The following is a 16,879-nucleotide window of genomic DNA, read 5'->3' as shown; positions in this document are numbered from 1 at the left end:
GTTTTGATTAAGCTCTTAAGCCTCGAACTTGTTCGGGGCTTTTTTCTTTCTGACTCAGGGTATTAAAAGCTTATAGCTGACAACTAAACACCAAATCAGTTGGAAACTAGATATCACCTCAATAACCTATGAGACACACTGTTGTGTTTAACTATACATAAAACTATCACTCGCAATTTTTATAAATTCATACCGCAACAGCTAGGCTATTTCCCATGTGCCACATACTCTTTGATGGACTTATTAAGGACAGATAAGAGAATCCATCATGTTAAAAATCAAATATTTGGCGACAGTACTGGGCTGCACCTTAGCAGCACAAAGTCATGCGTCTTTGAACATTCAACCTGATCCGCAAAACCCGAATGGTTACCTTGTTGAAAAGTCGGCATTACAAGCCGCTGAACAAGCAAAAACCTCGGATCCTATGTATGCGATCTGGTCACAAGCTTTACAAACTCGTTCGAACACCATCGTTGAAGCGATTGAACCCGGTTCACCTTCCAACCCTGAGAACGTAAAACGGGTTGAGCGTGTATTCCCTCAATCTGAATGGGACTTTCTCACTCAGATGGCAGCGCCAGAATACACCTACACTCGCTTCTTACGTGCGATCGGTAAATTCCCAGCTTTCTGTGGAGAGTACAGCGATGGTCGTGATTCCGACGCCATCTGTAAAAAATCCATCATCACCGCTTTTGCTCACTTCTCTCAAGAGACGGGCGGTCACATCGCGATAGACAATACCTCTGATAACCCATTAGCTCTCGAAGAGTGGCAGCAAGCGCTGGTGCATGTTCGCGAAATGGGTTGGTCTGAAGGGCAAGAAGGTTACACCACGGGTTGTGGTCAGAACGATTGGCAGAATGCACGTTGGCCATGTGCCGCGGGGCAGGGTTACTTCGGACGTGGTGCTAAACAGCTTTCTTACCATTTTAACTACGGTGCGTTCTCGGAAGTGATGTTTGATGGTGATGCGACGGTTCTATTGAATAACCCGCGGTTAGTGGCGGATTCTTGGTTGAACTTGGCTTCTGCTATCTGGTTCTTCCTTACGCCTCAAGCCCCTAAACCAGCAATGCTGCACGTGATCGACCGTACTTGGACACCTTCTCAGCGAGAATTGGATGCGGGTATTGGTTATGGCTTTGGTACCACCATTAATGTGATCAACGGTGGGATTGAATGTGGTGAACAGAATAAGGACAAAGGCCAACCCGTTAACCGTATTCGTTACTGGGAAGGGTTAGCGGCGCACGATGAAATTCCTGTAGAAGCGGATGAAGCCAATACTTGTTGGCAGCAAACGCCTTACGGAAGCTTGAATCTCAACGGCGCGACCGATGTGTTGTACACCAACTGGGATGGAAACTGGAAATACTACTCAGACCGCCCAGAAGGCTACTCATTTGAATGTGAGCTTGTGGGCTTCCAAACCGCTTATTCTGCGTTGGTGGCTGGCGATTACGAGAAGTGTGTGACCAATTTTTATGGATCTCATGCGAGCTGGCCTGAAGTGAAAGTGGTCGACAAGCTTGATCCGGTAGACCCTGGTACTGATCCCGGTGGTAACGGTTGGAGTGCGACCAAGGTTTACAACGCTGGAGACCAAGTTACTCACAACGGTGCAACCTACGAAGCGAAATGGTGGACACAAGGGGATGACCCTGCCAATGGCGGCCCTTGGAAATTGGTTGCTGGAGAGCCAACTCCACCCGTGACAGATCCATCGCCAGTTGACCCTGCACCTGTCGATCCTACTCCGGTAGACCCAACACCTGTTGACCCACCAATCACAGAACCGCCTGTCGTCGTTGACCCATCGGTGTTTATCACATGGCAAGCGGGCGTTAGCCAAGTGAGTAACGGTGATAAAGTGACGCATAACGGCAAGTGTTTCGTGGCTAAAAACGGCCCAGGTGTATGGGAAAGCCCTGTTCAGTCGAATTGGTTCTGGGATGAAATTAGCTGTAATTGATCGTCTGAATACTGAAAATCGGTCTAACCGACGAGTTCAGTAGTACGACCATTATGATACAAATAATCAAAAGCCGAAAGTTTCTACTTTCGGCTTTTTTTCGTTTCGAACTTGGCTATCTAAGGAGGGCTATTGGTCTATTTGGCTATGTTGAAGCGCATTTAAAGACTAATTATTCAGTTAGAGGATAAAGTTCTGTACAAATAGTGATTGTGAATTTATATTCAAATTTAATTTATATTTATTCTTTTTATTTTAGGGTTAAGGTGTACCTATGGAACAGACAGATATCACGTCACTCATCCCCATTGTGATTACTTTGGTGTTGTCGTTGGCGACAAGGAATGTAGTGATAGGCCTATTTGCAGGTGTGCTGAGTGGTGTGGCAATGCTCACTGGTATGTTTAGCGAACTTAACCCGCTTGATACGTTTGGTACTATGGTTAAAGGTTACCTAGTCCCTCAACTTACCGACAGCTACAACGCAGGTGTGATCATGCTGTTGGTGTTCATCGGTGGCTTTGTTGCTCTGATGGAGAAATCAGGTGGTGGCGTTGCATTTGCCAAGCGTGTTACTCAATGGGTAAGCAACAAATGCCAATCTCAAATCTCAGCATGGTTGGGTGGAATCGTTATATTTTTCTCAGACTTAGGCACCCCTTTAATTGTTGGCCCTGTTTTTCGTCCCCTTTTCGATAAACTGAAACTCTCAAGACAGAAGCTAGCATTCATCATCGACTCAACCTCGTCGCCCGTTGCTATTCTTATCCCTTTCATTGGATGGGGCGTTTACATCATGAGTCTGATTCAAAAAGAATTCACGGCGTTGAATGTCAACATGTCTGATTGGGATGCCTTCATCGGTGCGATTCCTTTTCAGTTCTACGCATTCCTAGCGATTTTCATAGTCCCGTTAGTGTCCGTTAAAGGTTTAGACTTTGGGCCAATGGCAAAAGCCGAGCGTGATTGCCAAGCGGGAATCGATACTGGCGTGAATAGCGACTCACTGAATCCATTCTCGCATAAAAATGCAAAGGCATCTTTTGTTTGGGCTCCATTGTTAGTGATGCTGGTGGTGTTGTGTGCCATGTTAGTTCCACAAGGCTTCCCGTTTCAAAAGGTCGCGGGTTCATCGTTCAGAGCGGCTTTATCATCGGCTTATTTCTTTGCGGCGATTACCTTGATCTCGCTAATGGCTTACTACGGTGTAAGAAAGCTGTCTGATGGTGTTGCAGTGTATTTAAAAGGCATGGGAAACATGATGCCCGTAGCGATCATCTTAGTATTGGCATGGGCGTTAAGCACAGTCGGTAAAGAGCTAGGTGCAGCGGCCTATATCGCCGAGCAAGCACAGAGCGGCTTTCCATACTGGTTAGTACCAGCGGTCGCTTTTTTGTTGTCGGCGATTATTTCATTCGCAACGGGATCGTCGTGGGGAACCTTCGCGATAATGATGCCATTGGTTATTCCAACCGCGATTGCGATTGATGCACCGCTACTCGTCGCAATTGGCGCTGTGTTGTCTGGTGGTTTGTTTGGTGACCATTGCTCACCGATCTCTGAAACAACGATTCTTTCTTCAACAGGGGCAGGGTGTGACCAGTTTGAACACTTTAAGACACAGCTTCCTTATGCGTTGATGAACGGCTCTATCGCTTTGGTTAGTTTTGTAGTGGCAGGCTTTACTGGAAGTGCACTGGTTGTGTTGGGCGCTCTTGTTGCTCAACTTATCCTTGTGACTCTGTTAGCTAAACGCGATGCGAGTAAAAACGCTTCTTCAGAAGTTCAATCTCAAGTATCTGAATCTAAACCACAACAAGCGTAATTTAAGATTACAAATGAGAGACTAGATACGGGATGCGAGTAAACGAGTAGCGAAAAGCTCGCTCCCTATCGTTCGTCACTTTATACCTCATATTCCTTACTCTATCCGTCATTCCCTATAGCGAGGTATGAGCGTAGTAGGGAATCTCTCGCGTTTACTGTTGGTGTATATATTGAAAGGCAGATTCCAGATATCTCGTTCCTCGATTCTGGAATGACGCTCTAATGAGTAGATACGGGATGCGAGTAAACGAGTAACGAAAAGCTCGTCTTATTATTACTCGTGTTTGCTATTTAGTTTCTCGCTTACTCAATCTAAACACGCTCTTCGTATCCCGCTTAATCGAATCTAAAGACTTTTTCGCATCTCGTATCTCGTTACTCGCATCTTTTTTATAGCGTGATAGGGAATCTGTTTATTGATAGTTTCGGTGAATTAAACAAGCTGGTTATGAAACTAATTTTCCATAAGATCATTTGTACAATCTTAGTTTGCGATAACTGGATTACCTAGTTGTACGGTTTATAGATTAAAATTTTCTGATAATTTTTATCGTTTTTTTTTAATCAACCACTTTAATAAGGTAAATTCGCAATGTCCACCAAACTAGCTAACCCAGCGCCACTAGGCTTAATGGGTTTCGGTATGACCACTATTCTTCTTAATATCCACAACGCAGGTTTCTTCCCAATCGATTCTATGATTCTTGCAATGGGTATTTTTTACGGTGGTTTGAGCCAAGTTATCGTGGGCACTATGTGTTTCAAACGTGGTGACACGTTCGGTACGACAGCATTTACTTCATACGGCTTATTTTGGTTATCTCTAGTTGGTTTGATCGTGATGCCTTACATGGGTCTTCCAGCAAGCCCTGCTGCATTCATGGGTTGGTACCTACTACTATGGGGCATCTTCACAGGCTTCATGTTCATCGGTTCTCTATGTTACCCAGTTGCGAAGCAAGTAGTATTCGGTTCACTAACGATCCTGTTCTTCCTACTTGCAGCTCGTGATTTCACTGGCAGTGAACTAATCGGCACTATCGCTGGTTTTGAAGGTATTTTCTGTGGCGCTTCAGCTATCTACTTTGCAATGGCACAAGTAATCAACAACGAGTACGGCCGCACAGTACTGCCTATCGGTGAGAAGAAAGCACCTCAAATGGCAACACAAGAAATCGCTGCTTAATACTCTAACTCGGGAACAGTTAGTTTGTTATAAGCCGTTTATTGGTTATGAATAAAACAAAAGGGGTTAGCCGAAATGGCTAACCCCTTTTTTATGCGTTATTAATAGCGCTATTTGTTAAAGCGATCTATTTGCTAAGGAAAGCTTAAGCTGAAGGTTGCTCTACAGGTTTAGTGTCTGCAGCTTCTGCTTCAGGAGACTTACCTGTTTTACGCTTGTACTTCTCTTCCCAGTAAGTAGCACCTTTGATACCTAGTTTTACAGGATTAAATGTGTACTCAGTTACGCCTTGTTTCTGTTGCTCTTCATAATCAGCAAGTGCTTTAAGCGCTGGCTTCGACATGAAGAAGATGATCAGAATACCTACGATGTTTAACCATGCCATCAAGCCAACACCAACATCACCCATTGCCCATGCAAGGTTAGCTGTTTTGACTGTGCCATAGAAAACCGCAGTGATAAGAACAAGCTTAAGTACGAACATCATGCCAGGGATCTTGATGGTACGACGTAGGTAAGCAATATTCGTTTCTGCGATGTAGTAGTAAGCAAGAATCGTTGTAAATGCGAAGAAGAACAGAGCAAATGCGATGAATGGCTTACCAATGCCTGGTAGCGCACTTTCAATAGCAAGCTGTGTAAATACAGGACCATTCGCGCCAATGTTTGCTGCTAGGTTCTGAACAAGGAACACGCCTTCAGCGCCGCCGTGAACGTTGTAAGCACCAGTGATGATGATCATGAACGCTGTAGCAGAACATACTAGAAGAGTATCGATGTAGATAGAGAACGCTTGTACCAAACCTTGCTGAGCTGGGTGATCGACATTTGCCGCTGCTGCCGCGTGAGGACCAGTACCTTGACCCGCTTCGTTTGAGTAAACACCACGCTTAACACCCCAACCAATTGCAGCACCAAAGCCCGCCATAGGTGTGAATGCATCGCCAAGAATCATTCCGAAAACAGCTGGCACTTGGCCGATGTTTAGCAAGATGATAACGAACGCGATAATGATGTAAGCCAATGCCATGAATGGAACAACAATTTGTGTGAAGTTCGCAATACGTTTAACACCACCAAAGATGATGAAAGCAAGGATGATAGCAACAACAGTACCAGTGAAAATTTTAGCGAAACTGAATGTACCGATAGCTGTTTCAATCATGTCGCCTGAACCAAATGCAGCTTCTACAGCATTACCAATACTGTTTGACTGAACACCTGGAAGCAAAATACCACATGCAAAAATAGTTGAGATAGCGAAGATCCATGCGTACCACTTCTGGCCCATCGCTTTTTCAATGTAGTAAGCCGGACCACCACGGAACTGGCCTTCGTCTTCTTCTTTGTAGATTTGCGCTAGCGTAGATTCTGCGTAAGCAGTCGCGGCGCCAAAGAAGGCTACAACCCACATCCAGAATACTGCACCCGGACCACCGAAACCGATAGCGGCAGCAACACCGGCAATGTTACCTGTACCTACACGGCCAGATAGCGAAACGGCAAGAGCTTGGAAAGACGAGATGCCTTTTGCAGAGCTTTTACCTGATAGTAGCAAGCGCCACATTTCAAAGAAGTGACGGATTTGAACAAATCGAGTCATGATGGAGTAGAACAAACCTGCACCTAAACATAGGTAGATAAGTACTGGGCTCCAGATTATTCCATTCAAAAAATCAACGAATGACTGCATGAGTATTTTCCCTGTTAGTTTTGCTTATGATTGTTTTTCGAACAACACAATACTTCACTTGTAACCCAAGTGTTAAATTATTTAACTGCGCATTAGGATTACTGTGACATAAAGCAAGTTACAGAGGGGGTTTGTTAACGCTTAGTTCTAATTCGATAATCGTTCCATTTAACTTTATATGCAACCGTGTGTATTTGTTGGCGTTTGCAGAGTGAATAAATAGTGATTAATACAAAAATGGAAATTTGAGCCATGCAGAAGAGACAAAATCGAGAAAAACAGCGGTGAAAACCGATTAGCATGAACGGCTGATATATGAGTGGCGAGATGGATTTGATTGGAATATATCACCTTCATCGAGTGATCTCGCAGGCCTAAGAAACTGTGCCTTTGAAGGCTCGATAATTCTGGCCTTAATGTTTACTGAGTAAAAGTGGCTAGTTTGATGCGTGTTTCAAACAACCACAAACCCTCGCGCCTGTAGTTCTTGAGCGAACTCAGACTGAGTATTTGGTTCGCCATGTATCAAATGCAGCTCTTTTGGTGGAACGGAAATTCCTGCTATAAATCGGTTGAGATCCTCTTTATCGGCATGAGCCGAGTAGCCAGACATGCCATGAATTTGAGCATTAACCTCAACGTCTTTGTTATCAATAAAAACCTGTGTTTTACCTTGTTGCAACTCGCGCCCGAGCGTTCCGTGTGCTTGATAGCCCGCTAAAATCAAATCGGTTCGTTTATCGGGAAGCAAGGCGGATAAGTAGTTCATTATCCTGCCGCCCTGACACATTCCAGAAGCTGCGACCACAATTGCGGGTTCACCTGTCGAACGCAGGCGATTGACGATTTTTTTGTGCATTCGATGCCCATCAACGGTAATGCATTGCTCAAAAGCGAGTGGGTGACGTTTCAGCTCTAGGCGCTGTTTAGCTTCTTGATCCCATAACTCTTTAAAGCGTCGGTATGAACGCGTTACTTTCTCTGCCATAGGCGAATCGAGGATGATAGGAATATCGGCGCTGAGTTGATGCTCAAAGATCAGGTTTTCAATATCAAACAACAGTTCTTGTGTTCTTCCGATACTAAATGCCGGGATCAGGATGACACCACCATCGAGTAGTGAACGGTCAATAATTGCTTTGAGACGCTCAGAGCGTGTTGCAATATCGTCGTGCGTGCTGGTGCCATAAGTGGATTCAATAAATAGGTAATCGGCTTGTTGTGGTGGTTTTGGATCCGGCAGCAGTGGCGTGTTACTTGGGCCCAAGTCGCCTGAAAAGACCACCACTTCTTGGTTTGGTAACTTAAGCTCAATATAGGCGGAGCCTAAGATATGCCCAGCAGTTTGAAAACGAGCATACAGAGTATTTGGCCTATGATGATCCCTTCCGTCGTTTTGCTGTTTAGAGACAATTGGAAACCACTCTCCATAAGGCTTGGGAGCAATCAACGAATGAATTTTTTTAAGGATGAGTTTGGATTGTTTATGGCTGAGCCCTTGCAGTTTTAAGCCGTCTTCAATCATTAAAGGAGCGAGTTCAGCCGTCGCCTGAGTGCAATAAATCGGTTGGTTAAAGCCACTGGCGAGTAACCAAGGTAATCGACCAATATGATCAATGTGAGTATGAGTCAGCAGCAGAGCGTTAAGGTGGGACGTTTCAAATTCAATATCAAGAGGGCGTGCGTCTTCCCCTTGAAGCTTTTTACCTTGAAGATCTAAACCTTGAAAAAGGCCACAATCGATGAGCACCGCTTGGCCCGAATCTCTTAATTCGTGACAAGATCCGGTGACAGTATGTTTGCCACCATGGTGAATCACTTCCATCGTTTACTCCCATTGCTCTATAAAGCCGTTAACGCCTGTTTTTATTTTGCGGATAAGCGCCAGCAAGTAAAACAAGAACAGTGAGAGTTGCGATCGTTGAGCCTCTTTTTAAGTAACTGAGCGATGACTCAGTGTATTCGTTGCGAGTTAGCTCCTGTTCCCTCTGTGGCTACCTTATTAACGCGTAGAAGAACGGTCTGAATCCAACTCTGGATTTTGTTGCGCCTCTAAACGAGCTACTTCGGCATCAAGCTCTGCTATTTTTTCTGCCATGATTGCGTGACAGCGATTGGCCAGCTCTCTCGCATCGCTGATCTTGTAGCCAGTCACATCGATAGGTTCAAGCATCTCGGTTATCACAATGCCATTATTAACTCGGTTGAGGTCAATCTTATTGTGCGTGGTGCTGGTACACATTGGGGTAATAGGTACGCCGGCTTCAATCGCCATCCGGAAAGCCCCTGTTTTGAATGGCAATAGTCCACGCCCTTTACTGCGTGTTCCTTCAGGGTAAACCCAAACAGACAGATCTCGCTGATGAATGGCTTCCGCCACTTGCTTGATCGTATCGCGTGCTTTGGACTTGTCTTCACGGTTAATCATGATGTTACCGGTGATCCAATACAGCAGACCAAAGAAAGGCACATACAACAAATCACGCTTGCCTAAAGAAACGGTACGAGGCCTTAGCATCCCTGGGTCAGTCACAAAGTCTAATATGCTTTGGTGGTTAGAGATGTATACGCTTTTTTCTGACGTTGGCGCATTGTCTAGGCCGCGCTGCACCAGTTTTACACCGACGATCTTTTGTAGCTGATTGAACCAACGACAGAAAACGTACACATGCTTGGGATTCTTGGGGCTAAACAAGCAGTAAACAAAAGCACAGAGGGTGGTGAAAATAATAAACACCGTAGCCAAAATTATACGAAGAACAGCAAGCACAATTCACTCCTTACTCACCGCAAGATTGCAGTGATTAAATAGTTTTAGATGCTTGAAGTTTTCACTCTATTTAACCGAATTGCAACAATTAACTGTTATAGGGTTCTGTTTTTAGATCTTTATATAAAACAAGGACTAACAATGGGTGTTTGACACGATCATCGAGCTTACACGTGTTCACTAGTAGCGAGGCATGTTCACCAATACTGTTTATTTGGATCCAACTTTTCTACCCATTCAGGATCTTGACGCGATTCCAAGTAGAGTTGTAGGCCGTTATAAGACATGAAAGCTGCAGGGCCACCAAGATGTTCGAAATAGTCAAAATAATCATCTTCGAGTGAACAAAGGTGAGCTAAATCTTTAACGTTATTCATCATTGCCCATTGAATGGCAAATACAGGCGCTATTGAACCTGAAATACTGACCTCTTCGACATTTGGGTTGAACAGTGAATTTGCTTGTTCAAGCTGTATCTCTTCTTGTTCAGACTCTTGTTGTAACACCTCTTCGATGATCTCTGAGCGCTTGGTATTAGAGACATTCTTGTTTAGTTTGGCGATTCGCAACGCGTAGCTAAAACGGTCTGTTGAAACGATGTCGACAAGTTGCGATAGCAGCTCTTTGTCTACGCCCGCAGCCTTGGTGAAATAATCGATACACGAATTGATTGAAGCATAACGAGTACCGTCAAATTCAAAGCCACTGGTTTCGTCGTAGACCTCTATTACAATGTCATCAACCGATAAAGGCCAACCTTTATAGTCGACTCGCTGCTTGGCTATTTGATACATCTTCCAAGCACTACGCCCAAACCCGCCAAGCGTCGAGCCCGAGAAATCAGAATCGATCAGTTCTTGCTCCGTCCAGTTCTCACCAATACCAAGGTGCTTTGCGTACTTATCTATGAGAGTGTGCTTTATCTGATCGCGCACAGCCCAGATCGAAGTTAGATCTTTTGCATACCTAACACTCGCGCACTCCTTACAAGCTGGCAGTGCAATCGGTGAATAGTCTATCTTGGCAATAGCCTGTGCAGTCTTAGGGAATTCAACAACATCATTGGAAGGTTCACCACAAAACCAACAGGTGTGGCGCAGGTTGAATGGGATGTCTATGTACGAGTATGTGGTCATTAGTCTTTTATCGGCTGGGTGCTTGAGGTTGGTTTAATTATCAAAACAATTATCCCTGTTCGGACTTGTCCTTGCACGCTGTTTGTATGACTTTCCTGACGATAATGGTTCGAGATGTGACTCGCCTGATGAGCTCATTAGGTAGATGTTGATATAAAACAGTCACTAACGATTAATGTCGATTGGTGTTGCTGAACTTACATGTGCTGCTAGCAATCACCCAAGCTCCCCATTACTATTGAGATAGGCTCCTTACTCTAATTGCGCATATGTCCTCATCGATTTCTTTTTACGATAAAAATGCTCACACACTTTGTGAACAGTACAACTCAGTAACCTTCGAAACGGTACATAAAAGCTGGAAGGCTTATTGGCCTTTAGAGGGCGATAAAGTACTAGATGTCGGTGCAGGAAGTGGTCGTGATGCGCTATGGATGTACAAAGCCGGAGCCGATGTTATTGCGATAGAACCCAGTGACTCATTACGCCAACAAGGCTCTGAATATACCGGGCCAAGTGTCACCTGGATTGATGATTCACTTCCCTCGCTTAGCCGCACTGAAAACCTCGGAATGCGTTTTGACTTGATATTGGTGAGTGCTGTTTGGATGCATCTCGCTCCGTCTCATCGAGAGCGTGCATTTAGAAAGTTGTCTAACTTGCTAGCTCCAAATGGCAAGCTGGTGATCACTCTACGTCATGGAGAGTTTCAAGACAGTCGGCAAGGGTATCAAGTCTCGGTTGAAGAGCTTGAGCGTTTATCAAAAAACAGCGCCTTGTTGGTTCGTCATGTCGATGATAGCCAAGATACATTGAACCGCAGTGAAGTGTGGTGGCAAACCGTTGTGATGACATTACCAGATGATGGTTCTGGCGACTTGAACAAGGTGCGCCACATTATTGTGAATGACAACAAGTCGGCGACATACAAGTTGGCTTTGTTGAGAACATTACTGCGAATTGCGGATGCTCATTCAGGCGCTGTGATTGATCGAACTGATGGGAAAATTTCTCTACCAGTGGGCTTGGTTGCTTTGTATTGGGTTAGGCAGTTTAAGCGACTGATTGATATCGACATAGAAGGCACTGGGATTCAGCAAAATAGCAACACAACGAAGGGACTTGGGTTTGTAAAAGAGGATGGCTGGAACAAACTCAAACACCTAAGTGCTGATGACCTAGCGATAGGCGCTATGTTTTTCGGCGATGAAGCTAAGGCATTGCAGAAGTTGTTTTCACAGACGATCAGCACTATTAAATCAGGACCTGTGACTTTTATTTATCAAGGTTCGAAAGACAACCGACTATTCGATATATACCCTCCTCAAAAACGACGGAAGAGCCGAGAATCATTGGTTATGGATAGTGAGTTCCTAGAAAGCTTTGGCTATTTCACTCTCGATGAAAGCCTGTGGGAGTGCTTTAGAATCTACCACTCTTGGATTGAACCGCTGGTGGTGAATCAATGGGTCATGGAGATGCAGCGTTTCGAGTTGAACCGACAGCGAAGTATCTCACTACAGACTTATCACGATTGCTTGGTATGGATCGATCAAAACCACGACACTCGCGATGTGCGTAAACGTGTCGAGCAACTTAGATCTAATCGTGCCGACATTGTCAGCGTCTGGAGTGGAAAGTCATTGAAAAATGAGTATCACGTTGATCACTGTTTGCCTTTTGCTTACTGGCCAAACAACGATAAGTGGAACCTCTTTCCAACTACGAGCAAAGAGAACCTAAGTAAAAGTGATAAAGTTCCCACAGCGGAAAAGCTTCGTTCGTCTAAGTCTCGGATTCTCGAATGGTGGCAATTGGCGTGGAGCGATTCTGCTCATTTTGAACAGCAGTTCTTTTCTGAAGCGGCACTTTCTTTACCCAACATACCAGCACAGTGTCGAGACTTTGAAGAGGTGTTTGATGCAATGGGCTTGCAAGTACGTGGAGTAAAAAGTCGACTTCTGATCAGTGAGTGGAACTGAGCAGCAAATAAACGAGTTATTGAGGCGATTTACTATCAAGAAAACAATGAAATACATCGGAATTGATGGCTGCAAGGCGGGTTGGATCGCTTGGATTGTCTCTGATAACGCAGTGCCAGCGTATAAAGTGGTAAACACGCTCGATGAGTTGGTTGATGAACTTGCAGGTTCGACGACGTTAATCGATATGCCGATTGGTTTTAGCGATTCACAGACTCCGGATAGATTATGCGACAAAGCAGCAAGGCGTTTTCTCACTAGCAAGCGTGGGTCTTCAGTGTTTCCGGTACCATGTCGTGAGGCGGTTTACCAAACCGATTATATCGCAGCGTGTGATGCCAATGTGGAGAAGCTTGATAAGAAGTTCTCTAAGCAAACTTGGGGGATTGTTCCTAAAATCAGAGAGTTGGATAAACTTATCGATGATCACCCAAACTTATTGATCAGAGAGTCTCACCCTGAAGTGGTGTTCGCAGCATTGAAAGGCGAGCCGCTGACGTTTTCCAAACGAACACAAGAAGGCAAAGAGGAACGGCTTTCTATTATTCAGCGACTCGCTCCGCAATGGATTGAAGGCTTAGCGTTGGCCATTTCAAACACAAAGCGTAAAGACGTCGCGATAGACGATATTTACGATGCGTTCGTACTTATGTTGGTTGCCTATTACGCTCCGCAATTATCAAGCTTACCTGAACCTTCTGCTGCTGGTGGAGAAGTTGATAAGGATCAGAACGGACGAGTTCGAGAGATTGTTTATTGGAACAAAACGCGCTAACAAAGCGTGCGCTCAACTTGGCTTAATATGTTACTTTCCAACTTCTGCTATTTTTCACTCTTACTATTTTTTGAGTCTTTGATATGAAACGTTTTATTGTCGGCTGGCTGGCTATTGTGCTCAGTGCAGTGAGTTATGCTCAAGTTGCTCCTATATCTCAATGGCAATGCGACATGATGGAAAAGAACAACGTCTTGAGTAGTGGTGCGCCCGTCGGTTGTGAGCGACTATCCAAAGTGGATTTCGATTTGATTAATTTCAAAGGGGAAACGCAACAGGGCAATATGATCGTGCTTGATGTTATTGCGCCTGCTGTTGAACAAATCTTTTCAGAGCTTAAACAGCGCAATTTCCCTCTTCATTCCGCTCGCCTAATGCGTGAATTCAGAGGTGACGACAACGCCTCAATGGACGCGAACAACAGCAGCGCCTTTAACGCTCGTCCTATTACTGGCGGAGGGGGTTGGTCGAAACATGCCTATGGTGTGGCGATAGACATCAACCCAGTTCAAAATCCTTTCTTAGAGTTTGATAGCAACGGAAGAATCACGGTAAAGCCTTCACAATCTGCGACAAGTTATGTGAACCGTACTCGCTTTCGTGCGCGTGATGAAATAGAACGCAGCGGCATGGCAGAAGATGTGGTGGAGCTGTTTGCCCATCACGGATTTATGATCTGGGGAGGGGATTGGAATAGCCCCATCGATACTCAGCATTTTGAGGTCGGCTCAAGAAAATTTGTTAACCAACTGCTTTCTAAACCACAACCTGAAGCCAAAGTGTTATTTGAGCGCTACGTCGAATCTTATCGACAATGCTATCTCAAAAATAAAGGTGAGGACGCAGAAAAAGCTCGAGCTATCTGTGCAAAGAAAACAGTCGGGACTTTTTAGTGCTATGTTTATCTAGAACCGTTTGTGTTTTAGCAAGTTAAACTCGCTTCAGGTGTGTTTTGAATCGCTAAGGTCAGCGCTTGTCGTTGGCCTTTTTTGTATTCATTTCTCCAATAGAACACCGAGTATTGAAAAGATTATTGGGTATCCATTAGTCAATAATCGATAAGCGAATGCAGCGCAAAGTCATCGGTTTGTCATTGAAAAACTCATAGCGTTAACGTTTTGTGAGAACCATTACTGGTGGGGGAACTCTTTACCGAATCGCCAGTATTATTAGTGAACTGATCACAACGGACCAACTAATGAAAAAGATACCTTTGGCTCTAACTCTTTTAAGCACTCTACTTTTTTCACAATATACTTTGGCTACTGATACTTCACCTACCACTCAAAACCCGACTTACGAACTCGATGGTAAGGCGGTATTAGGCCGTACAGAGAATGTGTACCTCTCTAGTGTTCAAGGGCTTAAAGACGTTCCTTTCATTGGTAAAATTGATACCGGTGCAGAAACCACTTCTATGCATGCGGAAGACATTCATGTGAAGAGCTCTAATCCCGACTACCAAAACCTCAAAGACAAAGAGCTGATGGCGGCGTTAACCGAAGACCTGTTGAACAATTCCGATGTTGATTACGATGATTGGGATGGCAGCACCTTTGCGAAATATGAGGCTGTGGTGTCTTTTAAGGTTCAAAACCCGCGCACGGGAGACATGGTATTAATCGAAGCGCCTTTAGAGCGTGTCAGCATGATACGCAGTCGCACTAGCAGCACGCCTTTGCTTCGTCCTACCGTAAAAATGTCGCTCACCATTGCAGACCAAGAGCTAAAAACCGATGTTAACCTGACCGACAGAAGCCATTTCTCTGCGCCAGTGTTGATTGGTAAAACCTTCCTTGCTGACAACGCTTTAGTATTTGCGGGCTATGACTACTTGCAAGAGCAGGAAAACGCGACAGTTGTTGGCCGCAAAGAGGTGGTGTCTATCTCCGGAATGGCGATGAACGCGACCTTCTCATTAAAGAATCGATACAGCATTCTTCATGCAAAAGACATCGATGTAGATAAGAAGAACAGTGAAGTGACGTTTGATATGTTCGACAACGATGGCAAACAGAAAGAGATGACACTGCCATTGGTTCGTATGTTAAGCGTGAGTGGTAAGAAAAGACCTTTGGTATATGTACCAGTCCAACTCGATGAAAACACAACCAAAGATGTTCTGGTGTACCTACGTGACCGCTCGAGTAGCGAGTCGCAGTTGAGGTTTGGTACAAGCACCGCTAGCGAACTTTTCATGATCGATACCAACGCTGAGAATATTCTTTCTGAAGGCTCTGAGAACTTCAGCGAGGTCGCGAAAAAGACTGAGCCATTAATTATCTCACCGGAAGAAGATATCACATTAGATGGTTTCCCTATGAAGGCTGTTGCTTCATTTACTGTCAACACGCCTTTGCTGAAGGTCGATAGTTTTGAAATGACAGGTAAAGGCAAAGAGGCTTCTGTTGAATTTTATCTTACAGATGTAAACGGTGAGAAGCAGAAGATAACAAAGCCAATTATTAAGAAGCTTAAGGTCGGTGATGATACTCGTCCGGTTGTAAGTGGTGAGTTTTTGGGAGCTGGTAAAGTTCGCCAACAAGAGTTTGCTATCGACGTGCTTAACAGCAATGAAAAAGAAGCGTACTTCATTCTAGGTAAGAAGATGGCGAAAGATGGAGTATATGTGAATACTCGATCTGATTATCTTTTGAAATCGGAGCCTTTGTTTAAAGTAGGGCACATTGAAGTTGTTGAAGTCAACGGCATGAAGTTCCCGGCCAAGTTGGATACTGGCGCAGATGTAAGCTCAATGAACGCAGTCAACATCAAACGATTTAAGAAAGACGGCCAAGACATGGTGAGCTTTACCTATCAAAACAACCAAGGCGATAAGCAAGACTTCACTAAGCCAGTGATTGATGTCATGCGCATCAAAGCCAAGAAAGGCGAGAAGGTGAACATTCGTCCTGTCGTCGAAATGAAGGTGAAGTTAGGTGACTTAGAGAAAGAGGTGAGGGTAAACCTTCAAGATCGCTCTCGCTTTGAATACAGCATGATCCTAGGTAAGAACTTCCTGAAACACGGCGCAGTAGTGAGCAGTGATGAAGATTACTTGCTGGGCGATATGGAGTAACACCTAAACTTATTTAAGTTCGTTCTAGAACAGTTTTAGACAGCCACACATTTCAGTATTGGGATGTGTGGTTTTTTATTGAGAGCCTAAACGGCTAACCATCAATGCCTTGTGAACAAGTTAAAAAAAGCGGCTCCTTAGAGAGCCGCTTATTACTTAGTCATCACCTAAATAATCATCATTATTTGGGTTATGTGCATCAGACCAATCATCCATATCAGCATCGTTGTTTGGGTTGTTGATATCTGACCATACATCGAGCTCGTCTTGAGACATATCACTTGAGTTTGGCATATTATTTCTTCCCTTGTTGATTAGGGTTTAGTTGTTTACCGCGGTTGCCTTTGTTCTGATCATGCTGACGGTTAGTGCCGCTTGTTCCCTTGTTGGCATTAGGGATGTTTGCTGCATTGTCTGCTGGTGTGATTTTCTTAGCCATTGTCAATTTCCTTG

Annotated in this window: 13 protein-coding genes; 7 read left to right on the top strand and 6 right to left on the bottom strand. The window is 44.5% G+C overall.

What is annotated here, in order from left to right; all coding sequences use genetic code 11:
- Window positions 1-268: 268 nt before the first annotated feature.
- The 3 genes from L3V35_RS11975 (at window position 269) to L3V35_RS11965 (ending at window position 4,991) form a co-directional block, all read left to right on the top strand.
- Window positions 269-1,978, top strand: a complete 1,710-nt coding sequence (locus tag L3V35_RS11975; RefSeq protein WP_237299792.1) for a chitinase — start codon at window positions 269-271, stop codon at window positions 1,976-1,978.
- 274 nt (window positions 1,979-2,252) lie between these two features.
- Window positions 2,253-3,803: a Na+/H+ antiporter NhaC family protein gene (locus L3V35_RS11970; protein ID WP_237299790.1), complete on the top strand. Its 1,551-nt coding sequence runs from the start codon at window positions 2,253-2,255 to the stop codon at window positions 3,801-3,803.
- Between the two features lie 594 nt (window positions 3,804-4,397).
- Complete coding sequence (locus L3V35_RS11965) at window positions 4,398-4,991, top strand: GPR1/FUN34/YaaH family transporter (RefSeq protein WP_010440610.1); 594 nt, start codon at window positions 4,398-4,400, stop codon at window positions 4,989-4,991.
- Window positions 4,992-5,136: 145 nt separating this feature from the next.
- Here L3V35_RS11965 and L3V35_RS11960 read toward each other — a convergent pair whose 3' ends face one another.
- From L3V35_RS11960 to L3V35_RS11945, 4 genes are all read right to left on the bottom strand, one after another.
- Window positions 5,137-6,684, bottom strand: a complete 1,548-nt coding sequence (locus tag L3V35_RS11960; protein WP_017084421.1) for an alanine/glycine:cation symporter family protein — start codon at window positions 6,682-6,684, stop codon at window positions 5,137-5,139.
- 454 nt (window positions 6,685-7,138) lie between these two features.
- Window positions 7,139-8,509 carry an MBL fold metallo-hydrolase gene (locus L3V35_RS11955; RefSeq protein WP_237299788.1) on the bottom strand — a complete coding sequence of 457 codons (1,371 nt, stop codon included), beginning with the start codon at window positions 8,507-8,509 and terminating at the stop codon, window positions 7,139-7,141.
- A gap of 177 nt (window positions 8,510-8,686) precedes the next feature.
- Window positions 8,687-9,454, bottom strand: a complete 768-nt coding sequence (locus L3V35_RS11950; RefSeq protein ID WP_054548080.1) for a 1-acylglycerol-3-phosphate O-acyltransferase — start codon at window positions 9,452-9,454, stop codon at window positions 8,687-8,689.
- Window positions 9,455-9,651: 197 nt separating this feature from the next.
- A complete protein-coding gene (locus L3V35_RS11945; RefSeq protein ID WP_237299786.1) occupies window positions 9,652-10,590 on the bottom strand; it encodes a hypothetical protein in 939 nt (312 codons plus the stop codon).
- A gap of 269 nt (window positions 10,591-10,859) precedes the next feature.
- Between L3V35_RS11945 and L3V35_RS11940 the strand changes: the two genes are divergently transcribed.
- The 4 genes from L3V35_RS11940 to L3V35_RS11925 all read left to right on the top strand — a co-directional run bounded on the left by L3V35_RS11940 (window position 10,860) and on the right by L3V35_RS11925 (window position 16,426).
- Window positions 10,860-12,572 carry a class I SAM-dependent methyltransferase gene (locus L3V35_RS11940; protein ID WP_054548078.1) on the top strand — a complete coding sequence of 571 codons (1,713 nt, stop codon included), beginning with the start codon at window positions 10,860-10,862 and terminating at the stop codon, window positions 12,570-12,572.
- 46 nt (window positions 12,573-12,618) lie between these two features.
- Window positions 12,619-13,347 (top strand): DUF429 domain-containing protein, encoded by a 729-nt coding sequence (locus L3V35_RS11935; protein WP_237299785.1) that lies wholly within the window; start codon window positions 12,619-12,621, stop codon window positions 13,345-13,347.
- A gap of 83 nt (window positions 13,348-13,430) precedes the next feature.
- Window positions 13,431-14,240, top strand: coding sequence for a M15 family metallopeptidase (locus L3V35_RS11930; protein ID WP_237299783.1), 810 nt, complete (start codon window positions 13,431-13,433; stop codon window positions 14,238-14,240).
- 305 nt (window positions 14,241-14,545) lie between these two features.
- Window positions 14,546-16,426 (top strand): RimK/LysX family protein, encoded by a 1,881-nt coding sequence (locus L3V35_RS11925; protein ID WP_237299781.1) that lies wholly within the window; start codon window positions 14,546-14,548, stop codon window positions 16,424-16,426.
- A gap of 156 nt (window positions 16,427-16,582) precedes the next feature.
- On the opposite strand, the gene L3V35_RS11920 is transcribed toward L3V35_RS11925, so the two are convergent.
- The gene (locus L3V35_RS11920; protein WP_165689832.1) at window positions 16,583-16,720 is read right to left on the bottom strand and encodes a hypothetical protein; all 138 of its coding nucleotides are present in this window, start codon (window positions 16,718-16,720) and stop codon (window positions 16,583-16,585) included.
- Window position 16,721: 1 nt separating this feature from the next.
- On the bottom strand, window positions 16,722-16,865 hold the full coding sequence (locus tag L3V35_RS11915) for a hypothetical protein (protein ID WP_170964600.1): 144 nt from the start codon (window positions 16,863-16,865) through the stop codon (window positions 16,722-16,724).
- Window positions 16,866-16,879: the final 14 nt, after the last annotated feature.

The sequence above is a fragment of the Vibrio sp. L5-1 genome, from assembly GCF_021728315.1.
GTDB classification, from domain to species: Bacteria; Pseudomonadota; Gammaproteobacteria; order Enterobacterales; family Vibrionaceae; genus Vibrio; species Vibrio splendidus_K.
Note: the sequence above shows the minus strand (reverse complement) of the source record. Positions and strands in the feature narration are given on the sequence as shown.

Coding starts and splice junctions, on each gene's coding strand:
- L3V35_RS11915 (WP_170964600.1), bottom strand. CDS start 16,865: ATGGCTAAGAAAATCACACCAGCAGACAATGCAGCAAACATCCCTAAT.
- L3V35_RS11960 (WP_017084421.1), bottom strand. CDS start 6,684: ATGCAGTCATTCGTTGATTTTTTGAATGGAATAATCTGGAGCCCAGTA.
- L3V35_RS11965 (WP_010440610.1), top strand. CDS start 4,398: ATGTCCACCAAACTAGCTAACCCAGCGCCACTAGGCTTAATGGGTTTC.
- L3V35_RS11940 (WP_054548078.1), top strand. CDS start 10,860: ATGTCCTCATCGATTTCTTTTTACGATAAAAATGCTCACACACTTTGT.
- L3V35_RS11975 (WP_237299792.1), top strand. CDS start 269: ATGTTAAAAATCAAATATTTGGCGACAGTACTGGGCTGCACCTTAGCA.
- L3V35_RS11970 (WP_237299790.1), top strand. CDS start 2,253: ATGGAACAGACAGATATCACGTCACTCATCCCCATTGTGATTACTTTG.
- L3V35_RS11955 (WP_237299788.1), bottom strand. CDS start 8,509: ATGGAAGTGATTCACCATGGTGGCAAACATACTGTCACCGGATCTTGT.
- L3V35_RS11945 (WP_237299786.1), bottom strand. CDS start 10,590: ATGACCACATACTCGTACATAGACATCCCATTCAACCTGCGCCACACC.
- L3V35_RS11935 (WP_237299785.1), top strand. CDS start 12,619: ATGAAATACATCGGAATTGATGGCTGCAAGGCGGGTTGGATCGCTTGG.
- L3V35_RS11925 (WP_237299781.1), top strand. CDS start 14,546: ATGAAAAAGATACCTTTGGCTCTAACTCTTTTAAGCACTCTACTTTTT.
- L3V35_RS11920 (WP_165689832.1), bottom strand. CDS start 16,720: ATGCCAAACTCAAGTGATATGTCTCAAGACGAGCTCGATGTATGGTCA.
- L3V35_RS11930 (WP_237299783.1), top strand. CDS start 13,431: ATGAAACGTTTTATTGTCGGCTGGCTGGCTATTGTGCTCAGTGCAGTG.